This window comes from Streptomyces sp. NBC_00986 (genome assembly GCF_045162565.1).
Classification (GTDB): Bacteria; Actinomycetota; Actinomycetes; order Streptomycetales; family Streptomycetaceae; genus Streptomyces.
In genome coordinates this window covers 7,387,842-7,411,162 of sequence record NZ_CP108733.1, presented here as the reverse complement: position 1 = coordinate 7,411,162, position 23,321 = coordinate 7,387,842, and the positions used below count along the sequence as shown (strand labels likewise).

Here is a 23,321-nt window from a genome sequence, read left to right as displayed (position 1 = left end):
GACAGATTGCGACTACCGAGGCTATTACTCTTTGTAGCCCAACTAGAAAGAGGAAATTGCTATGGTTCAGCGCACCGTAACTGTCTTCACCGACGACCTGACGGACACCGAGGGTGAGGACATCGCCACGCACACTTTCAGTCTCGATGGCGTCAGCTACAAAATCGACCTCAATCCTGACAGCCACCAGCTACTGCTGGACGCCCTGGCACCCTTCCTCAAGGTCGGCCGCAAGGAAGGCGCTGGCTCTCCGCGCCGCAGCACCAGCAAGCGACCTGACGGTCCGGACCCCATCAAGGTGCGCGAGTGGGCAAAGAGTCAAGGCATTGAGGTCAATGCCCGCGGCCGGGTGCCGCGCGAAGTCATCGAAAAATACGAGGCCGCCCACTGATCATGGGGCTTCTGATTCGACGAGGAACTGCGCAGCTCCGGGTGCACTGCACCCCGGTCTCCTTCGTCTCGCCGGTGGCCTGGTCCTCGTCGCGCATCACGGCCCGACATGGCCAGCATTCCTCAACTTCATAACGAGGACCGTCCGGTACTACGCAGATCGATTGAGGGGAAAATGATTGAGCTGAAGCCACGGTGGAGCAGTTACTGCGACCCAGCAAGTTACTTCAGTCGCCGTCAGAATTCTCCCCGGGCGTCTTCTCTCGGGGCTCTCCGTCTGGCAGGTCGATGAGAATCTCCTTGAGCACGTCGCCACCGGGACCGTATAGAACCTGAATCATTGTGGGTCGCGGCGGAAATTCTGGGTGCGCCTCCTTCTCTCGCCTCCATCGGGCACGAGCCCAGTGGGCCACTTTCTTTACGGCCATCTCGCCGACTGCTCCGATGGCTCCTCCGGCGAGCGCCTTGCCGATAAAGGCGAGTACAACCACCTCGATTGGCGTGACGCCGTAGCCACGCTCCGGTTGAACGTCGACAGTGACTTCGAGTTCAGGTTCTTCGCGGAGGAGTGAAGCGACCTGCTCAAGCTCCTCTTGGCTGAAGTCGTACGGGTTCGCTGATCTAAGGGAGATTTCAGACATGTACGCAACCTAGTGCTTCACTCGCGATGTGTCAGCTTGAACTCCTAATTAAGGTGTTTTGCGCCGATGCCTACTATGTTCGGTCGACGCGAGGAACCCCACGCCCACATGTAGTTGCACGCTGTCGCGAAAGCCTCAGCGCGGGATCGTCCCACAGCGCTCGCATCCGCCTCACGGAGCGGCAGACGCACTTGTGTAGTCCCAGCGTCCGAGGCGAGGTCTTCCCCGATACGGAGTAGATACCGGCCGTACCCCTGTCGTCGACACCCCGGGGGAACCCAGAATTCTGTGAAGGTGCTGACTGCCTGCCGACGATCGTGAACTATGTGAAGCCTGCCCCGAAACTCGGCGCCCTCGCGGATCTCAACGATGTCAAACGGCATGGCATCCCAGACCGTATAGAGCATGCGGCGCCGCACGTCGTGCTGCCGGCCGAGGAGTTGGACGATCTTGGCTTTGATCGGGTTGGGTGTCATCCAGGCGTCCAGAATCGGCGTCAGATCGGCCGAGTTCGGAATGCCTCGCTTCCACGCGATCTCCTTCTTGGCTCTGTCCATCACAGGGGAGGGCCCCACCCAGGCGGGACGAACGGCTGTGGCGGCGTCAACGTGAGCCTCGAAGTAGGCCCGTGAAATGTATCCGTAGCCATGGTCTCCCCAACCGCGTCCCCAACTATTAGCGATGACAATCTCGTCGCGCCGATCGTGCCAGGAGTCGGCTGCGACGACATGCCGTCCCCGGAAGCGCTCCCAAGTCTCCGGCAGATTGAAACGTCCGGTCCTCGATCTGAGCACCGCGTCAAACGTTTCAAGGCCTAGTCCAACGTTGACTCCAAGTGACCCGAAGATGCCGCGCTGGCGAAGCAATCCTGAGAAGAGGAGAACACTGATAGCTTGATCCCAAGAACCGAGGTCTTCATAGGCGAAATCAAGGCCATTCTCTGCGCCGATGAGTAGTCTATGAGTGAATTCAGGGAAGCACCATTGAGCTTCAGGTTCATCGGACAACTGACGAGCAGCTGTCCACACTTCCAGCGGATCACTGAAGTTTTCAGGGGGCTCCCATGGAAGGCGTTTTCGCTGCAAAGTGGCGACTCCTTGTCCTACGGAACCAACAATTCGACCCTGGGCTTACCTCAGGTACTCTCGGCTGGAACACTCCTTCTTATCCGAATCCAATGGCGATCCAGATAACGGGTCGGTGGTCCTGTGCCAAATAACACCGTCCTTTGACTGTTTCTTCGGGTGTTACAGGCCGAGGTGTGGCCCTTTCCGTGGTGGTCTGCCCGGTCCTCCGAGACCCCTGGGGCCGCTCGGGTCGTCGAACGGATCGACACCATCGTCCGGATTCCAAAGGCCGCCGTGTCCGAACTCTTCAGGGAACAGTTCTTCAATAGGGGGCACAAGCGGCTCCCACAAGGAAGATCCGGGCCCGTCAAGATCTTCACGTACCGGGCCTGGCGGGGCAGGCACTCCGTCGTGAGCGCCTGGATGCTGGCTACGCACACAGCGAACCTCTTAACGTTCGTCACGTACACGGCTTTGCCGAGGATCTCCGTGACGTCTCCAAAGATCATCAGGAAGGACGGGTTCAGGAGGTAGCGCGCCGTTTTGAGGATCGCCGACAGATTCTCATCACCCGCCGACACCTCCTTGAGAATCCGCAGCTCCCAAGCAGTCCCGTCGCTAGACGCAACCAGCTGCAGTGTGCCGAGCCCCTCCAGGAAGTCCGCGACGAGGCACTCGCCGGCGTGAGGTTGTCCCTGCCCCTCCCGCGCCTTATGGAGGATCTCCTGCAAATGGGATGTAGCCCAGTTGTGCGCCCGGACGAACACGGCCGCCTCCACCACGAGTCGGGCCAACTTCTCCGCCTCGCCTAGCGTCCGGACGGCAGGTTGCAGCAGGCCGGAGGAGCCCGTCATCTCCCCGAAATCCAGAAGCAGCTCAGCCAGGACCCCCTCAACCTCTGCTTCCCGGTTCGGGTCGCGCAGTACCGCCTGCACCTCCCTGGCTGTACGCAGCGCATGCCGGGCCGCATTGTCCAGTTGCAACCGCGTCATCAGCCGTGGCCCATCTGCCCCCAGTTCACCCAACACCCTCACCACCTTTAACGTATGAGCCCATATTAGGCACTGGACACCGGATATGTCTGCCAGACCGAGTAACTCGACCGGGCCGAAATGTCCTACCTCGGCGTAAGGGTGTCTACACCTTTCACTCGTCTTTTTGACCTTGTCCTTGGCGGAGCCGGAAGCGAGAAATGCCACGACGAGCTTGCGCAGGTACCCTTGGCTGAACCTCTTATTCCGCCTGCATCTCTCGACGTAGGTAATTGGCCGCCTTCGCAAGCGAGGAAAGATCCTCTGCTAGATTTTCAGCATCATCCGACGTCGGAAGCTCGATGGGGCCTCTGAGGCAGGTTTCCAACGACACCCTGGTGCCCCAGATGACGGCAGCAAAGGGTTCACCGCGAGAGCACAGACTTGCTTCACCGACGCACACAGCGAGTCCGAGCAACCGTGCGGAAGTCTCCACCCGCGCGGCGCCGGCAGCCCGGCCGCAGCCCTCACCATGGTCTGCAAGCTCATCGCGTCCGTCCAAGCCCTGGACATCGTGAACACCATCGTCCTGTCCTGCGAGGTCGGATACGCCAAACCCGACCCGCGCATCTACACGGTCGCGCTCCAACCCCTCGACGCCGACCCTGCCGATGTTCTCTTCATCGACGACACTCCTAGTCACGCCGCCACCACCGAGACGTGCGGCATGGCCGGTCACGTACACACGAACGCCGAGGACATCGTCGCCCGAATCACGGACCTCCTGCGACTACCGAACTGAGGCCGACCGGTCCCACACGGCCTCGTCGCACGGCATCGTTGCTGATCTCTGCGGTGAGCCGCGGGATGTCGATCTGCTCACCGAGGAAGTCCGGGTTGTAGCCCTGCTGCGCTACCAGAACACCGGGCTGGTCGGCCATCCCACATCGAAGAGCCCAACGTCACTGAATCCCTATCTGCGACTTCGACGCAAATCCAATCATTCCCAGGGCACGAAGCTGCGGCAGGCGCGAAACTGCTCTCGTGGCCGTCAGACGAGTGATCAGATGCATTACCTTGATCATTATCTCGATGATCCTGGTTCACCGAGCAAGGAGTCGAACACGCAAGCGAGAGCAACCGCGAGAGATAGTAGAAGTGCGGGTCCATACTACGAGCGCAGCGGACATCGGATCCCGCTGGCTTCTTACTGGCGCATCGATTTTTTTGATTGCTGCGTACTTTCTTTTCGCTTACGCCTACGGTTCCCATAAGCAGGCGACCGGTGATCCCGCTGCAGCACGCAGCGCTTTAGGAGCGGGCAATATTGCTCTCGTCTTCAATCAGCCGGTTTCAGGTAAAGTCGATATAGTTTTGGATGACAGCACGCGCCGCACCATGACTCAAATGAGTCAGATTGGTGAACCGGACGGCTCTGGCGTAACCTGTATTAAATATTGCGCTCAAATCACAATCACGGCGCACATCCAAAGGAAGCAACACGCATCTCCATTACAATGGGCCGTCCTCTCTTCTGGGCCGCTCAAACTGTTGCCATTCATTACAGCCATGTCGGGTACAGAGGCTCAAGGTCAAGAGACTTCTGGAGGCATGGTGCTGGCATCCAACATTGATAGGAACTCTTGCGTCCCGAAAAACTTTAAGCACAGCCTTATAAGGTCCGAGGAGGAGAAAAAGCTTGCGGATATCGTTGTTTGCTCAGCGAAGCTGGCATCCAACCCTAACCCTGATGCAATTACCGCGAACGTTGCCATACACACAGGAAGTGTCAATGACACTACAGCCAATGATCTCCAGCTACAACTAACAGGCGCTGTAGCTCGCGTCTCAGAATTCGCGCAAGCTGGCCGGATCCAAGGTCGCGCAGGAATGATTGGCGGACGGGACGCACTTTCACTGATGACTGCTGCACTTATGGCTGATGCGGATGCGGATGCGGATGCGAAAAATGGAACCCACCAACCCGAGTCTAATTTCACCGTGGCGGCGAGCTCCCTCAACGTGCAAGAAACAGTCATAAACGACTGGACGGACTCGCAAGGAGTCTTGATTCCGGAGGCGTCAGTCATGCACTCTGACCCCGCACTCCCTGATTCTCGAAAGCTAAGTTGGAACTGGAGTGGACTATCAAAGCAGACTGAGATGAGTTGGGAAATTGAGAATCAAATCGAGAGGGAGAAATACCAAAGTCAAGATTTCCTTTCCGGCATCTGGTTGGCAACTGCGGCGGCAATGGCAATAAGTGGCCTAACTGTTGCCGGTAAGGTCATCGGACCCTGGCTGACTCGCGCGAAGAAATCCTAGGAGGTGGCCCCTAGACTGCACCTCCTCCAGGCGGGGAAACTGGGGAGATGCAGCCTGAAAGGCTAATTAGCCATTGACATTACTGGTCGAACAGAGTACGAATGCTGTTAGCGACTGCCCGCCAAGAGTAACGAGAAGCCCCAACAGGGGCTTTTTTCGTCTCTCTAGAGCCGGAATCACTCTGTCCGAATTTATCGTTTCCGGAGCCTGTGATTGGCAATATTTCGGTCAGCAGCCAGGCAGCGCGGCGGTTGTAGTGCGGCTGGAGCTGCTCTCCGTTAAGGATGAGCTTGTCGAACAGCTCACTAATCAGCTCGCGCTTCCGCTCGCCGTCCGTGGACTTTGCGAACTCGTCGGCCGCCCGCTGAGTCATCTCAACGAAGCTGAAGGCAGTTTCGAGGTATGACGTGTCCTCCGCTTCCAACGACCTGAGCTGCCGGGCAAGGTCGGCTTGCTGGGCGTGAAGCGACACCGCTTTCAGGTCGTACTCACCAGCGTTGATACGGCCTTCGAGACGGTCGTCGTACAGGATGGTCAGCTTGGCCTGGATGCGGGCCCCCTCCTGTTTGAGACCTTCCGCAGCAGCCTCTTGCAGCGAGAGCTGAGACCGCAGACCGGCCTCAAGTTCGTTCTTGAGCCACGTGGTCAGACGAGGCCGTGGTGCCTTGAGCCGGCTCAAGGCACCAGCCAACTGCTCCTCGATCACCTCTTGCCGGACGAAGCGCCGTCGGCTGCACGACCGCGGCTTGGGGCACTTGCCGTACCAGTAGCCTTTGGCGGTCTCCCAGACCAGCAATCCGTCACACGCCGCGCACGTCACGAACCCCTGAAACAGAGGATGGTGCTTGCGATAGTGCTGAATCTGCGTGGCGCTGCGAGACAACGTGCGCTGCACCTGCTCGAACAGCTCCACCGGGACAATCGGCTCGTGGCTGCCGGGGTACTGCTTGCCGTTCCAGCGGATCACGCCGACGTAGTAGGGGTTGTGCAGCATCCGGAAGACCCGGTCACCCTTGATCGGCTTACCGTCAATCAGCAGCCCGCGCTTGGTCATCTCTCGCGCTAAGGACTTCACCGTGAAGCGCTTCGTCTTGGCAAGCTTGAACATTTCAACCACGAGCGGCGCTACAGTCGGCACGACCCTCTGAACCCGCTTACCGCCATCCAGCACGTTCTCGTACCCGGGTGGCGGGGCTGCCGGAAACCAGCCCTGGCGGATCTTCTCCAGCTGACCCTTGCGTACTTCCTCGCTCAGGTTGTCGGTGTAGTTCTTAGCCACCACCACGTGCATGCCCCAGACAAACTTGTCCTGGGAAGACGAGTTCTTGTGCAGCACGAGCGAGTTCTTGGGGCAGTGCAGCCGGCGAGTGTCGTTGCCCTCCAGCCACTCCTCCACCATGACCGTGTCCTTGAAGTTTCGCAGCAGGCGATCCACCTTCTCGCAGACGAAGTGCAAGATTTGGTGTTTCTTCAGGTAGACCATGGTTTCATTGAACGTCTTGCGCTGATCGACCTTCGAGGCCGTCTCGGAAATATGGAACGACTTAACAGCTCCCAGACCGACTCGCTCGCAGTAGTCACTCAGAAATCGCTCCTGGGCTTGCAGCGAGTAGCCCTCTTGTTCCTGCTCTTTGCTCGACACCCTGACCAGGATGACGGCTCGTTTTAAATTCTTGCTCGTAGAACCTCCTTCTCCGGACCAGGCCGGATAGTTAATGGGTTCCCCGCCCGGCTATTATGTAACCTCCCAGGAATTAGTCAAGACTTGCCACCCTTGGCGGCTTCATGCTCAGCTACTCGACGTTGCACGGCCAGCTTGATTAAGGCGGTGTAGAACCGTCCGAGCCAGTCGGCAATTTCCGTGACCTCGGCCAGATCAAAGTCTTGGCCGTAGTCTTCACAGAGGATGGACTGGAGGTCGTCCAGTCGCTGAGCTTGAGTCCGCATGTTGGTTGGCATGATAAAAACCCTCGATAAAGTAATGAGAAAACCCGGACCAGCAGAAGCGGGTCCGGGCCAGATTTGAGCGTCAAGCATTCGTCAGGCGAGCACCACCTCCCGCGCCAACTTCAGCGCCTGAGACTTCAGTGGCTCGGGCTTGATGAGCGTCCGGTTGAGCTTGGTTTCCCAGGTGCGGGAACGTCGGACGTGGTCCAGGTACTCTCCTGCGGCCTGTACGAGCCCGTAGGCGGTGTGGGCGACAGGAGCGGTGGTCGGGGAAGCCAGGATGGCGCGGATAGCCTGTCGGGCTTCTTCGACGTTGTTGGCGACTCGGTCGGTAACGAGGCCGTCGGGCGGCATGGGGATGAACTCCCTGACGAACAGCTCGCGTTGCCGGGTAGTGACGGGCAGCGTCAGCAGTTCGCGGGCCAGTTCCTCGTAGGCCCTCATTTCGCGACGAGCTCCAGTGACAGCGTCACGGGCCTCATCGACGCGGTTACGCCAGCCGTGTTTGTGCACGAACGAGAACGTGGTGCCAGTACGGTCGCCTTCTAGCTCGGCGGCTCGGAAGGTGTTGCCGCAGACGATGCGGACGGCGGTCGCGCGAGCGGTACAGCCTCCCGGTAGCCCGTGCCGGTTGGTGATACCGAGGTAGGGCAACGTGACGGTGTCGTCGCCGGGCAACACGATGGGCTCGTCCAGCAGGGCCAGGCACCAGACGGAGCGGCCCTCATCGAGGACGCCCGCGGTTTCCCACTTGACGTTCGGCTGAGCCAGAACGGCTTCTACGATCTCGCCCATCTCGCCGTGATCGATGACGGCGTAGGAGTCGCGGTTGATCCACAGGGTGGCGCTGGTGTCGGAGCGGGCTATGCGCTGCCAGCCCTTGATCGGCTCGTACAGCGGTTGGCCGGCTTCGTCGATGCCGCGGAGCTCGTAGACGGCTTCGGTGATGGGGTCCCAGGTGAGGCCGGCGAGCTGCCGTGCCTCGTCCCAGGTAGTGGGGTGCTGGTCCAGGACCAGACCCTCGCGGTGCCAGGGCATCTCCCTGACGGAGAACATCGACTCGACGTTGGCAGGCATGACGCCCGTCCTTTCGTAGGTCGAGAAATGGGACCGGGGAGCCCAAGCACCTGGTGGTGCCCGGACTCCCCGGATGGGATGTGGAAGGGGTGGTCAGTCGCTGTCGACGTACGTCAGCTCGGTGATGTGGAAGCTGGCTGCTGGGTGGAGGGCGTCGGCGTAGCCGGTGATGGGCAGACCGGTGAAGAACCGGATTTGCTCAGCCAGCCAGCACCGGGCCAGCAGTACGTCAGAGCCGTCCTCGGGCTCGAAGGTGATCTTCAGGGTGAGGTCCATGGCATGGCTCCTCTCTGTGGGGATGCCAGGGAACTGGGGAGAGACACCGGCGGCAGGCGGAGCTGCCCGCCGCCAGCATCAGATGCGCCACCTGGGGAGCAGCCCAGGGCGGCCTAGACCTCCGAGACGTGAATCCCCGAGATCTCATAGGTGGAGGTGTCGCCATCGACGTCGTCCAGGCCCGACAGGTCGGGCTGGAGGTACTGAAGGGCGTCGTCCTCGGCAGCGTCCCCGCTGCTGGGATGAACCTCGTAGCTGCCGGTGATGGTGTACGCGACCCGGACGCGGGTCTCGTATGAGGCGAGACTGAACTTGGCCAGGAAGTCGTCCAGGCCTTCGTGGCAGATGTCTCCGTCTTCGTGCCGGTCGATGGCGTACTGCCGGATGGCGTCCAACATCAGTCCGTGCGAGCGGTGCTGCTCGGCGTGCTTTTCGATGGCTACCTTGCGGCAGATGGCCAGGGCCTCGATGGTTTCGCGCAGCGTGGCCTCGCGAACGGCCGGATCGGTGATGGGCCGGATCTGAAGCACCTGAGTGCTGTGTGTGCTGATGCGGCCGGCGAAGTAGAACTCGACCAGGTCGGTGTCGACGAGTCGGAGGACGACACCTGCTTGGTCCCCGGTGTAGACGGGGGCCGGCAGATGGGTGGCGAGATCCTGCGGCGCGAGGCTGCGCAGCATCTCAAGGGTCAGCTCTGACATGGCTGACCTCCTTTGTGAAAAGTGCGAGCGCTGATTTCGGTAGTGAGGCTCAGACGCTCAAGGGGCCCCGGGCAGACGCCCGCCCGACCAGCCCGCAGATGAAACAAATGCGGCTAGTCAGGTGGGCGTCGGCCAGAGCTGGGGCTACAGCGTTCGGCCGCAGACGAAGCATTTCTCACCGTCGCCTAAGTCATCGATGTAGAGAACTTTGGGGAACTCGTACGACGTGTAGCTGTCCTCGTCATGGCAGTTGATCCCGACCGTCTTGGCCGCCTCATCGAGCACTTGCTCAGTGCTGAAGCTTTCTGGACTGTCGATGAGGTAATACGGGGCAGCCAGGTCCTTGGTGCAATCCGGGCAAACGGTCTTCTCGCCGTAGTAGTACGCGATGATGTCGGTAGCACCCGTGAGCGCTTCCTCCTTTACTGATGTGGTCATTTACCGAGTTCCTTTCTCGTTCAGTGATTCGAGCTGGACGTATTCAGTTGTGCAGATTTACGTGATAGGGGACGCGAGGGCGGTCAGCATGTCGGCCTCCGTGGTGACGACGAACAAGCCGCGAGCCGCTGCCGTCTGCCGGTCGATGACGCGCTGCACTGCCAGGCGACGGGCGTCGGTGGGGACGATGAAGATGACGCCGGGGAAAATGCCGAAGCGTTGCTGCTCGACGCCGGAGAGTTCAAAGCGGCGGTAGGCATCGCACTTGTCGGCGATGTGGCGCTGGCCTTCGGTGCCCCGGTCGATCTCGATGAACCAAGACAGCTCCAGGCCGCCTGTCACCAGGCGCACTACGGCGTCTGGTTTGGCCACCAAGGGCTCGTCGCCCAGACCGAGGTAGCGCCGCCAGCTGTCGGGCTCGGCCTTGAACTCTCGTAGCGTCGGGCCGCCGTCACGGCCCTGTTCGATCAGGCGGACGTACAGCTCCGAGATCGCCAGGCGGTGGGCCAGGAAGGCGTCGGACGGCAGCCAGCTGCGACGCTGGCGTTGACGGGCGGCAGTATCAGCCCCGCTGAGGGACCAGCCAGCGTCGGTCAGGGTGAGCACATACCCAGGTGCCCCAACCTTGCGGTCGCGCGAGCGGTTGGCGTAGCGCTGGATCAGGTTGAACCGAACCAGGCGTTCAGCGTGCCGCTGGCCCAGGCGAGCGGTCGTGGCCGGCTTGCAATCGCCGAAGACGAGACGGCCAAGTTGGGCCGTCGTGGCGACGTGGAGGGTAGCGAGTTCGGCGAGGAACTGGCGTTCACGGGTGGTCAGATCGACCGCCAGCTGGGCAAGACGGCCACCGGTGAAGGGGCGAGTGGGCGGAGGCATAGCGGTAGGGCTCCTTTCAAAAGATGTGTACGGAAAGGGGTAGAGATTCATACACGGGGATGAGTCAAAAAGGCGGTCTGAGCAGGGAAAACAGGCATGCAACTCGTGCCATATAGCGACAGGTCTGATGACGGGCTCAGTCGGCGGGCCGGGCTCCGCGAGCACCGCTACGAGGTCGGCTGGCCTGACGTCGATCGGCGATCTCCTGCTCGACCTCGGCCCGGTCTCGGCCATACGCCAGTCGGGAGGCAGCGCGAGCTGTCGGGCCCCAGCCAGATGTCTCGGGTGGCGGACTGGTCGCGAGGGTCACGGGTGGACTGACTTGCCCACCGGTGACGACGGCCGCCACGGCGGAGCGGGGCTCCAGAGTGAGCAGGTCTTCCGGTTTGACCAGTGGGCCGAGAGCACGGGCCAGAGTCGCGGCATCGTCAGCACCAGGTTGAAGGACGACCTTGGTGCGGGCCTCGCTGAGCAAGGCGGCTCGCAGGTTGGGCGGTACCTGAGTGATGTGCTGGAGGGCAGCGATGATGCCGAGGAAGTGGCCACGAGCACGGGCCAGCATGTCGGTCAGGTCGGCTCCGCTGCGCAGGAAGCGGGCAGCTTCATCGATGTAGAGGAACGTCGGCTGACGCTGGTCGCGGGTGACGGCGGCTCGTCGCATGGCGGCGTTCCAGACCATACTGACCAGCAGGCCACCGAGCAGGTCGACGGCATACGAGCCGGCCAGGCCGGACGGCAGGGCCACGAGCAGAATCTTGCGCTGCTCCATAACCTCTCGCATGGTCCAGGCGGGCTTCGCCTGGCCGAGCATGGCCCGCAGCTGTCGCCGATCGGTCAGCGGCGAAATCTTGTTGATCACGGCCGAGACGGCTTGTCCGCGTTCACCTTCGCTCCAGCTGTTGAAGCGAGCGAAGAAGGCTCCCACAGTCGGAGCGAAGGCAGAATCGAGGCGGGATAGCAGTGAGGCACGGAAAACCTCGTCGGTCAGGACAGCCGGCAGTTCCACGAGCGTCATCCCAGGAGTCGCCGCCAACAGCACCAGCGCGGCCTTGAGCACTTCCTCCAGCCGTGGTCCCCAGCTGTCGGCGTTGGCCTTGATGAGTTCCATGACCTGGTCGGCCACCAGCTCGGCGTCGTCCTTGGAGCAGGCCAGTGGGTTGATGCCCACAGGTCGGTCGTCGCTGGCGTCGAGGTAGATGAGGTCGCTGATGCGGGCCTCGGGGATTCGGTCGGCCACGTCGCGGGCCAGGTCGCCGCCGGGGTCGAGCAGGATGACGCCTCGGCCAGCCTGGATGTCCTGCGTGAGCTGATTGAGCAGGAGCGTCGACTTACCAGAACCGGTCGGCCCGGTCACCAACTGGTGCATCAGGCCGTCGGCCGCTGACACCGCGATGGTCCGCTGGAGTCCGTCGTAGGTGGCGGTACCGAGGATGCGGCCGTACGACGGCAGCTCGGGCACGGGTGGGAACGAGCGGCCTCCGGTTAGCGCCAGGCCTGGCACCGTCGGGCCGGCCAACGGCCAGCCCAGCATCGTGGCGGCCTCACGGGCGTTGACGTAGACCGGGGTCGCCGTATTGCCGGTGGCACCCCGAGCCAACCAGTCCGCTGCCTGCTGGGACAGCCAGCGCGGGACCAAGGCCGCACCGTTCTGGTCTAGCTGGTGCAGCGAGGACATGAGCCGGCCAACCAAGAGGTGAGCCTGCGGCCGGTCGCTCGCCGCTGCGCCGACGGTTCCGATGACGGCGAACCAGGGTTCAGCCGTCTTCGCCTTGAAGTCAGCCGCGGCCTGCTTGTCCAGAGTTGCGGGCGGTGCGGCCGTGAGCCACTGACTCAGGGTTTGCAGCCAGGGCGGTACCAAGCCGGAGCCCGAGGTGCGCCGCCTTGCCAGTGGCAGCTGCGGCGTTCGGACGGGATAGACCACTAGCTGGTAGATGAGGGCTTCGTCCCGGGCCAGTGGTTGCAGGGCGCTGAGCACGCCAGTGGTGAACGCCTCGGGGGCATCCGTTCGCAACGGCCGAGCGGTCGTGGTCAGACGGATACGCCGCAGCCACCGGGCCGGTGGCAGTGCCGGATTGTCGATGAGGGTGGTGCGCAGGTTGGGCACGATGCCGCGCAACTGGCGCAGCAGTACGTCCGCCTGGTGTTCGGGCAGCCGGAGTCGGTGCTCGATGCGGCCGGGTCGGCCGACCGACTCGAACACGACGCTGTCGCGGCCAAAGAGCCAACCGCGAGACGGCCGCAGCCGGGTCAGGGCGTGCAAGAAGGCCGTCACCTGCCCGATGGTCAGGTCACGTGGAAAGCCGAGCCGGTACGTTACTCGGGCGGTGTCTCGGGTTAGCTGGTCGCGAAAGCGCAAGATGAGAATAATTGCGATGGTGGCGCTGAAAAGTGCGGCGCTTGCGGCGAGCCTTGTCGTGTCGCTCATGGACGGCCTCCAGTGTGCGGAGGCAGCGGATAAGGGACACCTACGGTCGAGACGAGCCAGAGATTGTGTGATGCTTCACGAAGCATCCACCCCCCTTGGCCACAAAAACCCGCCAAGGCGAATTTGGTGGCGGTTACGCGAAGTGCAAGTAGTTCCATTGCAACTTCACCCATCAATTATAGCACGGCAGGGCCAAAAAGTCAATTACTTTAAGGCCCTGTATCTGGTGCGAGTGGGCTTTTGGAGTGCTGTTTTGGCGCGCTGATTCCGTCACGTTCGGACTAATTAGCGACAGCCTTTGCGAACGTCTAGCGACGGCCGAGGAAGCGAATCGCTAGCAGGCAGAGCACTACCAGGGCTACGAGGTATCCGAAGATTCCGCGGAGGAACTGACCAACCACGATGACGGCGAAGGCAGCCGCGATAATACGGATAGCGGTCTTTTCGTGCGGTGACATCACTGGTCACACCTGGCCTTGGAAAGCAGACAGGGCTTCCGTCAGACCTTCGAGGAGGCTGATGATGAGGGTGGCTTCTGCGTAAGCCGCTTCCAGCAGTTCGCTCGGTTCTATGTTGATGAGCTGCTTGGCCATGATCATGGCACGCAGGCGACATCCAGCCGTGATGACTGCGGAAGCGTCGGCGTGGGCCGATTCACGCAAGGCGTCATACCAGGCGATGGCGGCCTTGAGTTCAGCGATACAGTCGCCACTTCCGGCAACGGAATGGTCTTCCACTGGCGTTTCCTCGATTCATGAGGCTGCACCTAGCTCAACTCGACGAGCGGATCTGTGCAGCGCTAAGGACGGAGGATGAAAGTCTTTCGCTCTCCCCAATCGTCGAAGTATTCCGTGTGGACGTTCACCACATGAGTGAAAGTGGAATGAAGTTCAGAGAGCAGTTGATCGTAGTCGACGGAAATATTTCGAAGTCGAGGCGTCACTTCTTTCCCTTGCCGCGTGACTGGCGTTATCAACACCAGACAGCCGTCAGGCGTCAGGCGATCTCTGACCCATCCCAGAACCGCCGGTCCGTCTCGCAGAAACGAGTAAACAAGCTTACAGGTGATCAGGTCGAATCGTTGACCAGCAAAGTGGCCTCGACCTTTCCCGCTCTCAATATCTTGGACCAGGAACTTGACCTTATCGGCGACTTGGTTGCCGAGGGCCCGCTCCTTGGCCTTCCTGATGGCAACCTCCGACAGGTCTATTCCTGTCACTGTGAATCCCCGGAGAGCCAACTTCACGGCGAGATCACCAGTGCCGCAACCTATATCCAGCACTGCACCGGGTACGCCGGCTTGAGCTTTGAGTAGCACCTTCTCAAGCAGAATATGACTCATTACCGAGTAATCGCGGCCGTCACTATATGGGGCATTCCAATCTGCGGGCATTCATTTAGTACCTGATTAAATTGTATTCTTGAAATGGTCCCCGGCCGGGTCGCAGCCCGACCGGAGGAAGTGGTTTCTCAGGAACAAGTGCATTCGTCGCCGGGGCCGCCCTGTCCGTCGTCGCAGTCCACACTGCAGCCGCCGTTCAGCGTGATGTCAGCACCGTCGGCGAGCACCGCAGCCAACTTCTTTCGGGTTACATGCCCGGTCCAGAGCATCTGATCGACAGGCAACCGGGCCGCCCGGAAGGCGTCGATACTGCGCTTAATGCCGCCAGGCTTCTGCGGGGCGTCAGGCTTGTCGTTCGGCTCGTGGTGGATAAACCTGCCCGCCAGCCGCTGGCAGAAGTCAGCGTACGAGCTTGTGTAGAGGATGAACGTGTGCCAGCCGATGTCCACCAGTGGCGACGGCGAGAAGGATCGTCCGGGCTGAGTCGTACTGAGGTGCAGGAATCCAAGAGCGGACTCCATGATCCGCTCAGCGAGGCCCCGCTCAAGGTCTTCATCCTTGACGATGCGGCCGACTAGTCGATCGAACAGCTCAGGCGACACGAGCTGTCGGTAGTCCGAGGTCGTTTCGAAGTTGAGCCGCTCGGTGGCGACTCCGAGTGCTGCCGTCATGGCAGTCCTCCTTTGGTGAGCCCCCCACCAGAGCTGGTTGCCCTGGCCTTCGCTCTCCCCTCCATCACCATCTTGAACTTGCTTCGAGTTGAAGTCAACTACAAGTTGGCCTCGGCTATAGTTCTGCGTATGTCACTGGGTAGGCGGGTTCATGTCGACCCGCGTCAACGGAGCGGGCAGACTAAACGGGAGCGCAGCCGAAACGCCCTGGTCAACGCCGCAATCACGGTCTTCGCCGAGCGCGGCTGGCACGGCTCCCGGTTGGAGGACATCGCCAGAGCCGCGGGCGTGAGCGTGCCGACGGCCTACAACCATTTCCCTGGCGGCAAGCAGGAGCTCATGGGGGTGGCCTACGCACCGTTGATCGAGCCGTTCTTCGAAGCCGTCGAGGCCGCCATCACGACCCTGCGGGACCCCCTCAAGGCCATAACGCAACTCATCCACCAAATGTGCACCATCATGCGTGCCCACCAAGCCCTCACCGCGGCCCTGGTGTCAGCCGTGAGCGACCAGACCGCACGCGTCGGCGCGCCGACAGACCCGGGCGACGTTCGTAACCTCGTACCGACTACGGCGCCGCTGATTCAGCTCATCCAGTACGGCCAAGACCTTGACATTTTCAACACCCAGCTCGACGCCAAGGAGGTAGGGGCCTACCACGGCAACGGCTTGCTACTGCGTCTTCTCACCCGACCTAACGAGACTGCCGAAGAGACGGCAGGCTTCGTCCTGAGCCAGATGCTGCCGGCCCTCGGGATCTGAACCCCAACCCACTGCCATCCGTGGGTGCTGATTGCGACAGGCGGCATCGAAGTCATGCCTGATCAGCCTGGAGCCAGACCGTCCGTTGCCAAAGGTAGGTCTCCAGGTTCAAGGCGTACTGGCCGCATGATGCTGATCTGAGGCACGGGCTCAACCGTTCAGCAGCTCGTACGCGCCGGCGAACAAGAGGGATCCAACCAGCACCAAGAGACTGAGCAGCATGATCACGCCCAGGCACGTCAGGCGGAAGTTCTGCCAGTTGGCGAGCGTCAGCGGAGGCGCAGGTGGCGTCGTAATAAAGGCGGTCACGCCCACGGTTTCGGTGATGCCGTCCAGCTGGACCTGCAATCGCTCAGTAAACCGGCCTCGCGCACGGTCAGTCGCGACCGGCCCGCCCTTGATGCGGATGGTCAGGCAGGTGGTGTCGCGCATGCTGCGCTGAGACGTGACGTGCCAGAACGAACCCGTCGTGTTGAGGACTCGCGCGACTCGGATCGGCGAGCCGTCGTCAAATCGGGCCTCTACTGTTTGCTCCTGTGTCTCGCCGCCCGGCCACACCGACCCCAGGTTGATGTATCGATGGTTGAGGATGATCGCACGCGGCTTCGGCGGTGGCGCCGGAGGAGGCGGCGAAGGCGCTGCCACTATGTTGATGCGGACCAGCACCACCACTATGAGATCGTCCACCATGATCCGGAGCCGGTCGCTGCGAAGGCCAAGCGCATCGTGCGCCGACAACGGTCGGACTCGGAGTCGCAGTCTCACCGCTGAGACGTCGCGATACGGCTGCGGCTCAACCACCTGCCAGAAGTCGCCGCAGTCTGTCAGTGCCCACGCGTAACGGATGGTCGCGTTGTCGCTGAGCCTCACCGTGATGATCTGGTCGTGCGGCGTCTCGCCGCTGAAGACGGACCCGAAATCCACTGCCTCGGGATCGAGCACGATGACTCGCGGCTGCGGAGTTGGCGGTGGAGTCGGCTCGCGGTGCTGCTCGCGCTTCGCGTTGCCTGCTGTCCGGCGGTCGAGGTCATAGGCAGCCCGCTTGCCGGGGTCCCTCAGCGTCTCGTACGCCAGGTTGAGCAGGACCATCTCCTCGTGGGCCGCCTCAGCGTCCTCGGGCGGTCGACCATCAGGATGGGTCTGCCGCATGCGCGCGCGGAAGGCCTTACGGATGGTGTCCGGATTCGCATCCTTCGAGAGCCCGAGCACCGCGTACAGGTCGATCAACGTGGTCTTCATGACGATGCTCGGACCTGTCGTGCTAGCGCGGGGCTAACGGCGACACCGGACGATCCTGAACTACCCCGTATGAGGCCGGTAGCGTCAGATAGCTGCTGACCTGCGAGAACGAACGATTCCGGACTCATTCGGCATCATCCGGCTCGTCGTCCGGCTGACTCTTAATCAGCGGGTCCGGGGTTCGAGTCCCTGGCGGCGCACGATGACGAGGGCGAGGCACGTTCGCGGAAAACGCGAACCTGCCTCGCCCTCGCTGTTTGTGCACGGCTTCGCCGCGCGCGGTGGGGCTTCGCCACCCACACCCCTCAAGCCGGGCCTCTCGTTCCGACGAGGGACCCTTCGGCGTCCTCGGGGGTCAGCGGTCGATAGGAGGCCTCCCCTGGTGGCCGCCACCACACCGGATCGGCACACCGGACCCCCTCCCGCCGCAGCCCCGCCCGATGGATCTTGTTGGTCGCCGTCACCGGCATCCGCTCCACCACCCGCACGAACCGGGGTGCCATCTTCGTCCCGAGGTCCGGCTGGGCCAGCAGGAACTCCGCGAAGTCGAGGGGGTCGAAGCGCCCGGCGATCGTCGCCATCACCTGGTCCCCGGTCACCGGGTCCGGTACCGCGTACACCGCCACGGCGTCGGCGCCCTCGTAGCGGGCGAGGATGTTCTCGATCATCGCGGCGGCGAGGTTCTCGCTGTCGACGCGGAGGCGGTCGTCGGTGCGGCCCGCGAAGTAGAGATAGCCGTCGGTGTCGCGGTAGAAGAGGTCGCCGGTCCAGTACCAGCCCTCGCGGCGCCGCTCGGCGTCCGCCTCGGGGTTGCGCCAGTAGCCCTCGAAGGGGTTGGGGGCGCGGTTCACCAACTCCCCTATCGCCTCTTCCCCGTTGAGCAGCCGGCCCGCCGAGTCGAAGGCCGCGGCCGGGCATTCGGTCCGCGTTCCGGGATCGAGTACGGCGAGCCCGGGCGCCGCCCGCCCGACCGCCCCGGCCGGTGTCCCCGGCGACCACTGCACCGCCGCCCCGCCCTCCGAGGACCCGTACCCCTCCACCAGCCGCACCCCGAACCGCCGCTCGAACGCCGCCGCGTCCACCGCCCCCGCCTCCGTGCCGAAGCCCATGCGTAGTGGGTTGTCCCGGTCGTCGGGGCGTTCCTCGGTGGCCAGGACGTACTGCACGGCACGGCCCACATAGGTGAAGTACGTCGCCCCGTACGCCCGTACGTCGTCCAGGAACCCCGATGCCGAGAACCGCCGCCGCAGCGCCACCCCCGCCCCGGCCGCCAGCGCCGGTGCCCAGTCGGCGATCACCGCGTTGCCGTGGAACATCGGCATGCAGATGTAGTGCACGTCGTCCGGGCGAACCCCGAAGCTGTCGACCAACGACCGCCCGGCGGCGGCCAGTCGGCCCTGCGTACAGATCGCGGCCTTCGGGGCGCCGGTCGAACCGGAGGTGAAGTAGAGCAGGATGCGGTCGTCCGGGGTGGCCTGGGCGAAGGCGGAAGGGTGCGCGTCCGCGTAGGGGGCGAGCAGGTCGTCGTAGGCCCGAGTGTCCGTCACCAGCAGTCGTACGTCGGGGAGTTGGAGGTCTTCGAGGAGGGGGAGGTGGGCGCGTTCCGTGACGAGGACCCGGCACTCGGTGTGCAGGATGTCCCGGGCCAGTTCGGGGCCCCGGCGGGTGGGGTTGATACCGGCGACCGCCGCGCCCGCGAGGGCCGCCGCGCTCAACCACAGGGGATATTCCGGGGTGTTGTCGAGCAGCACGCCCACGTGGGGCTCGGCGCCGGGTGGCAACAGGTCGGTGAGGAGCGCCGCTCTGGCCGCCGCGCCGGACGCCGTCTCGTGGTGGGTGAGCACCCGTTGCCCGCACCACAACCCCGGGCGGTGGTCCCCCCACCGTGCCTGCACGAGTTCCGCGACGGTGCGCCTCCTGGACTCCATGGGGGCGCAGGGTAGTTGACGTACCGTCAGATATGGAGACTACGAGCCCATGAAGTCGAACATCTTGTGGGCCACGATGATGAAGACGACACAGAAGGCGACGATCACGCCGAAGAACACCAGCGCGCAGCCCGCGCCCGCCGCCAGCTTCCCGCGGGACGGGGCGTGGGCGGTGGCCTGCTCGGGGTGGTCCGCCGCGTAGTACACGGTGACGATGTCGCCCACCAGGGTCGTCCCCGGCCCGCCCCGCTCCTCGAACCGGACGATCCGGCCCTCGCGCGTCGTGAACTCGTACACGTGGTGCAGTGATGTCGACACCATGGTGTCCCCGCCGCCGCTGGTCGTCGTGTACGTCCGCAGGCAGCGGCCCTCGGCCGTGAGCCCGCTGCTCCAGGCGCTGTTGACGCGCCGCGAACGACGGATCACGGCGCCGGCGCCGAACAGCACCAGCACGATCATGAGTACGGGTGCGACGTAGAACAGCGCTTCCATGGTGTCCCCCGAGGTCAAGTGCCGCTTGGTGGAGGGAACCTACCCCCGGGGGATGCCGAACTGTCTCAAGCAATGCTCAGAACATCACGCTCAGAACGTGACGTCATCGCAGGAGTAGAACGCGTTGGTCGTGTCCGCGATCGTCCACACCGCGACGATCACGTGGTGGCCGGAGAGGCCGGACGGGAGGGTGCCGGTGTGGGAGATGGTGGACGACGAGGGGCGCTGACCGTTGTAGGGGACGGTGAGGAACGGGGTGGTGTTGAGGTCCGAGCGGGCGAGGTTGTGGTTCTGGTTCCAACCCGCCTTGGTGACGTAGTACTTGAAGTCCGTCGTCGCGTGGATCGCCGTGAACTGCCAGCGGAACGTGTACGACTGACCACCCGTCACCTTCGTCGTCGGCCAGGCGGCGCCCGACGGGGCCTTCGGTGCGCTGAGTTGGGCGAAGCGGCTGATCCCGCCGTTGCAGATCTGGCCGTCGGCGGGGCCGGCCGCCGGGAAGCCCTTGGGGCCCTCGACGCTCTGCGGCTCGTACTGGATGTCACCGCAGTTCGTCACCGTGCCGTTGGCACAGAGCTTCTGCCTGCTGATGGGGAGGTCGGTGTAGCCGTGGCTGCTCGCGGCCCCGGACGAGAGCACGATGGCCCCGGCCGTGGTGAGCCCGAGCACGCCCGCGTACCACTTGGTCTTTTTGCGCATGCTGCCGCTCCTGGAGAACGTGTGGGGAAGTTCCGTGAGCCGTGCAGGTCTAGACCAAGTCCCAGATTATTGCCCCTACTTGACCGTGTCTATATCAAAGACGCGTCCATCCCCGTCGCACTCCTCATCACGGCGCCGACTCCCCGCGCCCCGAGCAGAACGCGACCGTCAAGTCCTTCACCAGCGCCCGGCGTTCGTAGTCGTCCAGCTCCACCAGACCCCGCATGGTCAGCCGCGTCACCGTGTCCTCCACGGAGTCGACCACCGACGTGAGCATCGTCGCCCGCTGCTGCGCGTCCAGCGTGGCGATACGGCGGCGGGTCATCGCGGCGGCGACCTCCGGGGCGTACTCGACACGGACCGGCCGTACCGAGAACACCTCGATGCCGACCGGCGCCGAGTCCGCCGCGACCAGCCGGGTCAGCGCGTCGACGGCCAGATCGGCCGCGCCCTTCGCGCCCCCGCCCGGCGGCTCCACCGGGACCCGGGCCAGCGCCGCCTCCACGCACTCGCGCAGATACGTCTCGTGGTCCTCGACCCCGAGCGTGGCCCGCGCGGTGTCCCGCACCCGCCACACCACGAGCGTCACGACCCGCAGCGCGACCCCGTTCGCGTCGGCCCCCGGCATCGGCTCACTGCGCCAGTGCCGCAGCCGTACGTCGACGCGGCGGCGCAGCAGCAACGGGTTGACCCACATCAGCCCGGTGCGCCGGACGGTCCCCCGGTAGCGGCCGAACAGGCCCAGCACCCACGCCCGTCCCGTACGACCCCGGGCCAGCCCCCCGAAGCCGAACAGCCCGAGCGCGCCGGCCCCGGCGTACGCGGCCCACTGCGCGGGGCCGAGTCCGGCACCGGCGTAGAACGGCAGTCGTAGCGCCTCGGTCGCGAGCGGGGGCAGGACGCCCGCCCACCACGAGGTGGCGAGGCAGCCGGCCAGTCCGCAGGAACCGGCGAGCACGCCCGCCGAGCCGGGGAGCACCCGAGCCGGGCGCTCCACCAGCTCGGGGTCGACCTCCGGTGCCGGGCGCGGCTTGGCCGGGACCGGGCGGCGGAAGCGGGGCTGTTCGCCGGTGCCCTGGCGGCGCGCCACGACGGCGGGCCTGAGCGGTACCGAGACCGGGTCGGGGTCGTCGCGGAACAGCAGGTGGACGGGGATCTCGGTGGTGGCCTCGTTCTGGATGAGCCGCGCGGGACGGGTCGGTCCCTCGGGCGGCCCCTCGTTCTCGGGCGTCTGTGAAGTGGTCGTCGTACTCATAGGTGCCTCCAGCCTCCGCGCCAGATGCGTCACAACGGGTGGGGATGGGTCGTCAGGAAAAGAGTCGGCGCCAGGTCTCCGGGCCCGGGTAGCCGTCCGCCGCGCCGCCGCGCCAGCCCTGGGCGCGCTGGAAGGCCTCGACGTTGCGCCGGTCCGGCTCGCCCCAGCGCGGTCCCGGGCCGGTCGTGTAGTACTTGCCGAAGCCCTTCTTGACCAGCTGCTTTCCCAGCTCGGTGACGTATTTGTTGTTCGCGCCGAGGCGGAACACGGCCTTGCCCGGATAGCCCGGGACGCCGTGCGAGGCGGGGGCGGGCGGGCCCGCCGCTCCCACGGCCGCGCCGCCTACGTTCTTGCCCTTGCCGGTGACGAGGAGTTGCCAGGTCTGCGGGCCGGGCAGGCCGTCCGCGTCCGCGCCGGTCCAGCCCTGGGCGAGCTGGAACGCCTGGGTGGCCCGCCGGTCCGCGTCCGACCAGCGCGGGCCCGGACCCGAGGTGTAGTACGAGCCGGCGCCCCGGGCGACGAGCATCGTGCCGAGCTGGGTGACGAACTTGTTGTTGGCTCCGGGGCCGAAAAACGACGCTCCCGGATACGGCGTGTTCGTCTTGCCCGCGTCCACCGGGGTCACCGGAGCCACGGGGGTCACGGGGGGCACCCCTTCCGTACCGCCCGTCACGCCCTTGTAGCGGTAGGGGACGTAGCTGTCCGAGTGGCTCCAGTACGCGTACGGCGTGGACTGGCGGCGGGCGTGCGAGGGGGTCTCCTCCAGGGCGATGTAGTAGGTGTGCGTGTAGTCGGTCCAGCCGCCGAAAATGACGACGTGCGAGCCTTTCTCGGGGTTCGCGAGATTGTGGAACAGGAGAATGTCGCCGGGCTCCAGTTCGTCCTTGGAAATACGCACCCCGTACTGGTCGAGACTCCCGGTCCATTCGTTCCCCGGCAGCCCCCACGCCATCGAGACGAACCCAGAGCAGTCCTGCCGGTAACCGTCCGACCAGTACGCGTTCATGCTGTAGGGCACCTGCGCCGCGATCCAGGTCTTGGCCCGGTTGATGATCTCCGCGCGGGTGGTCGTGGGCGCCTTGACCGCGCCGGCCGGCTTCGCCGGTTTCCCGCTCGGGCCGTGCAGCGGGGCCTTGCTCCCCTGCGGGGTCGCGGGCTCGTCACCCGTGTCACCTGCGGGAACGCCGGGGCGAGCCGGAGCGTGGGGAGCGGCGGCGGCCGGTACGGCGTGCCCGGCGGCGAGGGTGGCGGACGCCGCGGCCGCCACGAAGAGGACCCGCTGGGCGGCGGGGTGGCCGCCGGTGCGGCCGGTCGGGGAATGCGGCCGGCGGCGCCGCCGGTCGACACATCCGGGACAGTCGCAATCGCTCGCGGGATCGAATTCCTCGAATACCGGAGTCTCCATGCGACGCCCCTCACACTCCAGGTGGAAATATCCGCGCTCGTGCACATCCGCCAGCTTCTCAACTGTCTTCCGGACTCGCATGTTGACGGTCCGAATGATGTACAGCGGCCCACCGGGACCCGTCCGGGGGTGGTCGGGAGCACCCCCGGGCATCCGGTAGAGTTGTGCAGGTCAACACGCGCGCCGCTAGCTCAGTTGGTTAGAGCAGCTGACTCTTAATCAGCGGGTCCGGGGTTCGAGTCCCTGGCGGCGCACGATGACGATGGCGAGGCACGTTCGCAGAAAGCGCGAACCTGTCTCGCCATCGTCGTTTTTGCACGGCTTCGCCGCGCGCGGTGGGGGCTCCGCCACCCACACCCCCTGCCCCGGCATCACGCTGACCGCGGCCGAAAAGCCC

Annotated in this window: 24 protein-coding genes and 2 tRNA genes; 6 read left to right on the top strand and 20 right to left on the bottom strand. The window is 64.0% G+C overall.

What is annotated here, in order from left to right; all coding sequences use genetic code 11:
• The first annotated feature begins 61 nt into the window (after window positions 1-61).
• Entirely contained in the window at window positions 62-391 is a 330-nt protein-coding gene (locus tag OG504_RS33145) for an Lsr2 family protein (protein ID WP_405993075.1), read from the top strand.
• A gap of 226 nt (window positions 392-617) precedes the next feature.
• Here the strand turns inward: OG504_RS33145 and OG504_RS33140 are convergent, their stop codons facing one another.
• From OG504_RS33140 to OG504_RS33130, 3 genes are read right to left on the bottom strand one after another with little or no spacing between them, the layout of a single operon-like run.
• Entirely contained in the window at window positions 618-1,031 is a 414-nt protein-coding gene (locus OG504_RS33140) for a hypothetical protein (RefSeq protein ID WP_405993074.1), read from the bottom strand.
• A gap of 44 nt (window positions 1,032-1,075) precedes the next feature.
• Window positions 1,076-2,116, bottom strand: a complete 1,041-nt coding sequence (locus OG504_RS33135; protein WP_405993073.1) for a hypothetical protein — start codon at window positions 2,114-2,116, stop codon at window positions 1,076-1,078.
• Window positions 2,117-2,166: 50 nt separating this feature from the next.
• Window positions 2,167-3,297 carry a hypothetical protein gene (locus OG504_RS33130; protein ID WP_405993072.1) on the bottom strand — a complete coding sequence of 377 codons (1,131 nt, stop codon included), beginning with the start codon at window positions 3,295-3,297 and terminating at the stop codon, window positions 2,167-2,169.
• 304 nt (window positions 3,298-3,601) lie between these two features.
• On the opposite strand from OG504_RS33130, the gene OG504_RS33125 reads away from it, so the two are divergent.
• On the top strand, window positions 3,602-3,871 hold the full coding sequence (locus OG504_RS33125; protein ID WP_405993071.1) for an HAD-IA family hydrolase: 270 nt from the start codon (window positions 3,602-3,604) through the stop codon (window positions 3,869-3,871).
• 290 nt (window positions 3,872-4,161) lie between these two features.
• On the top strand, window positions 4,162-5,394 hold the full coding sequence (locus OG504_RS33120) for a hypothetical protein (RefSeq protein ID WP_405993070.1): 1,233 nt from the start codon (window positions 4,162-4,164) through the stop codon (window positions 5,392-5,394).
• 79 nt (window positions 5,395-5,473) lie between these two features.
• On the opposite strand, the gene OG504_RS33115 is transcribed toward OG504_RS33120, so the two are convergent.
• The 11 genes from OG504_RS33115 to OG504_RS33065 all read right to left on the bottom strand — a co-directional run bounded on the left by OG504_RS33115 (window position 5,474) and on the right by OG504_RS33065 (window position 15,144).
• Window positions 5,474-7,045: a recombinase family protein gene (locus OG504_RS33115; RefSeq protein WP_405996495.1), complete on the bottom strand. Its 1,572-nt coding sequence runs from the start codon at window positions 7,043-7,045 to the stop codon at window positions 5,474-5,476.
• A 107-nt stretch (window positions 7,046-7,152) separates the two neighbouring features.
• On the bottom strand, window positions 7,153-7,353 hold the full coding sequence (locus OG504_RS33110; protein WP_405993069.1) for a hypothetical protein: 201 nt from the start codon (window positions 7,351-7,353) through the stop codon (window positions 7,153-7,155).
• Window positions 7,354-7,434: 81 nt separating this feature from the next.
• The gene (locus OG504_RS33105; protein WP_405993068.1) at window positions 7,435-8,418 is read right to left on the bottom strand and encodes a DUF932 domain-containing protein; all 984 of its coding nucleotides are present in this window, start codon (window positions 8,416-8,418) and stop codon (window positions 7,435-7,437) included.
• 93 nt (window positions 8,419-8,511) lie between these two features.
• Entirely contained in the window at window positions 8,512-8,694 is a 183-nt protein-coding gene (locus OG504_RS33100; RefSeq protein WP_093627084.1) for a hypothetical protein, read from the bottom strand.
• Between the two features lie 113 nt (window positions 8,695-8,807).
• Window positions 8,808-9,395 carry a hypothetical protein gene (locus OG504_RS33095; RefSeq protein ID WP_405993067.1) on the bottom strand — a complete coding sequence of 196 codons (588 nt, stop codon included), beginning with the start codon at window positions 9,393-9,395 and terminating at the stop codon, window positions 8,808-8,810.
• A 144-nt stretch (window positions 9,396-9,539) separates the two neighbouring features.
• The gene (locus OG504_RS33090) at window positions 9,540-9,833 is read right to left on the bottom strand and encodes a hypothetical protein (RefSeq protein WP_405993066.1); all 294 of its coding nucleotides are present in this window, start codon (window positions 9,831-9,833) and stop codon (window positions 9,540-9,542) included.
• 57 nt (window positions 9,834-9,890) lie between these two features.
• The gene (locus OG504_RS33085; protein ID WP_405993065.1) at window positions 9,891-10,706 is read right to left on the bottom strand and encodes a replication-relaxation family protein; all 816 of its coding nucleotides are present in this window, start codon (window positions 10,704-10,706) and stop codon (window positions 9,891-9,893) included.
• Window positions 10,707-10,842: 136 nt separating this feature from the next.
• Window positions 10,843-13,131 (bottom strand): type IV secretory system conjugative DNA transfer family protein, encoded by a 2,289-nt coding sequence (locus tag OG504_RS33080; RefSeq protein WP_405993064.1) that lies wholly within the window; start codon window positions 13,129-13,131, stop codon window positions 10,843-10,845.
• A 464-nt stretch (window positions 13,132-13,595) separates the two neighbouring features.
• Complete coding sequence (locus OG504_RS33075) at window positions 13,596-13,868, bottom strand: hypothetical protein (RefSeq protein WP_405993063.1); 273 nt, start codon at window positions 13,866-13,868, stop codon at window positions 13,596-13,598.
• A 62-nt stretch (window positions 13,869-13,930) separates the two neighbouring features.
• A complete protein-coding gene (locus tag OG504_RS33070; protein WP_405993062.1) occupies window positions 13,931-14,473 on the bottom strand; it encodes a class I SAM-dependent methyltransferase in 543 nt (180 codons plus the stop codon).
• A gap of 128 nt (window positions 14,474-14,601) precedes the next feature.
• Complete coding sequence (locus tag OG504_RS33065; RefSeq protein ID WP_405993061.1) at window positions 14,602-15,144, bottom strand: glycine-rich domain-containing protein; 543 nt, start codon at window positions 15,142-15,144, stop codon at window positions 14,602-14,604.
• A gap of 129 nt (window positions 15,145-15,273) precedes the next feature.
• On the opposite strand from OG504_RS33065, the gene OG504_RS33060 reads away from it, so the two are divergent.
• Window positions 15,274-15,906, top strand: a complete 633-nt coding sequence (locus OG504_RS33060) for a TetR/AcrR family transcriptional regulator (RefSeq protein WP_405993060.1) — start codon at window positions 15,274-15,276, stop codon at window positions 15,904-15,906.
• A gap of 150 nt (window positions 15,907-16,056) precedes the next feature.
• Here the strand turns inward: OG504_RS33060 and OG504_RS33055 are convergent, their stop codons facing one another.
• Window positions 16,057-17,145 (bottom strand): J domain-containing protein, encoded by a 1,089-nt coding sequence (locus OG504_RS33055; protein ID WP_405993059.1) that lies wholly within the window; start codon window positions 17,143-17,145, stop codon window positions 16,057-16,059.
• 102 nt (window positions 17,146-17,247) lie between these two features.
• Here OG504_RS33055 and OG504_RS33050 point away from each other — a divergent pair.
• Window positions 17,248-17,345 (top strand) — tRNA-Lys (locus OG504_RS33050).
• Between the two features lie 105 nt (window positions 17,346-17,450).
• Here OG504_RS33050 and OG504_RS33045 read toward each other — a convergent pair.
• The 5 genes from OG504_RS33045 to OG504_RS33025 all read right to left on the bottom strand — a co-directional run bounded on the left by OG504_RS33045 (window position 17,451) and on the right by OG504_RS33025 (window position 22,924).
• Window positions 17,451-19,073, bottom strand: a complete 1,623-nt coding sequence (locus tag OG504_RS33045) for a long-chain-fatty-acid--CoA ligase (RefSeq protein ID WP_405993058.1) — start codon at window positions 19,071-19,073, stop codon at window positions 17,451-17,453.
• Between the two features lie 39 nt (window positions 19,074-19,112).
• Window positions 19,113-19,565 (bottom strand): DUF3592 domain-containing protein, encoded by a 453-nt coding sequence (locus OG504_RS33040; protein ID WP_405996494.1) that lies wholly within the window; start codon window positions 19,563-19,565, stop codon window positions 19,113-19,115.
• Window positions 19,566-19,655: 90 nt separating this feature from the next.
• Entirely contained in the window at window positions 19,656-20,264 is a 609-nt protein-coding gene (locus OG504_RS33035; RefSeq protein WP_388114515.1) for a lytic polysaccharide monooxygenase, read from the bottom strand.
• A gap of 127 nt (window positions 20,265-20,391) precedes the next feature.
• Window positions 20,392-21,519 carry an SPFH domain-containing protein gene (locus OG504_RS33030; protein ID WP_405993057.1) on the bottom strand — a complete coding sequence of 376 codons (1,128 nt, stop codon included), beginning with the start codon at window positions 21,517-21,519 and terminating at the stop codon, window positions 20,392-20,394.
• A 52-nt stretch (window positions 21,520-21,571) separates the two neighbouring features.
• Window positions 21,572-22,924 (bottom strand): peptidoglycan-binding protein, encoded by a 1,353-nt coding sequence (locus OG504_RS33025; RefSeq protein ID WP_405993056.1) that lies wholly within the window; start codon window positions 22,922-22,924, stop codon window positions 21,572-21,574.
• Between the two features lie 180 nt (window positions 22,925-23,104).
• Between OG504_RS33025 and OG504_RS33020 the strand changes: the two genes are divergently transcribed.
• A tRNA-Lys gene (locus OG504_RS33020) sits at window positions 23,105-23,178 on the top strand.
• Window positions 23,179-23,321 lie beyond the last annotated feature (143 nt).